Annotated in this window: 1 pseudogene; it reads right to left on the bottom strand. The window is 64.5% G+C overall.

The annotated features are described in order from the left end of the window. Positions 1-392 (bottom strand): annotated as a pseudogene (locus tag ACXJKJ_RS31655) (hypothetical protein); the annotation flags it as partial. Positions 393-561 lie beyond the last annotated feature (169 nt).

Genomic DNA, 561 nt, shown 5'->3' with positions numbered 1-561 from the left:
CCATTGATCAGCACCAGCGTCTCGTCGGGCGGCAGGTTGCGCAGACTGGCCGGGCGGATGAAGGCCGTGCCGTCGGCGATCGGGAAGCGCTGGGTGTTGAACGAGGGTGCGATGATGGCCAACTGGTCGGTCAGGTCGGCCGATGCCTGCTTCTCCAGCTTCGCGGGGCTGAACACGTCGATGGGTGAAAGCGACTGCGTGGGCGATCGGCCCTGCACGCGGGTACCGGTGACGACGAGTTGGTCGAGTTCGACCGGCTTCTTTGCGGCCGCCGGCTCGACCGGTTGGGCCGGTGCCTGGGGGTTTTCCTGTGCAAAGGCGGGCAGCGCGGCGCCCGTGGCGAGCGCGGCGATGACGGCCAGCGCCAGGCGGTTGCGATGGGTACGAGGCATGGTGGAAGTTCCTTTCTGGAAGTGGAAAGGGCTCCCCTGAAGCCCTGAACCGAGCTTCATAAATTTTTAACGTTTGCGCAAGCTGTCTGGATTGTTTGCCCAATCGGCTATTCACGCCGGTAACGACCGGCCAACGGCGAACACGGCGATTTCACGTGCCCTCGCGCAC

The organism is Roseateles sp. P5_E1 (assembly GCF_054049335.1).
This window is presented reverse-complemented; position numbering and strand designations above follow the sequence as displayed.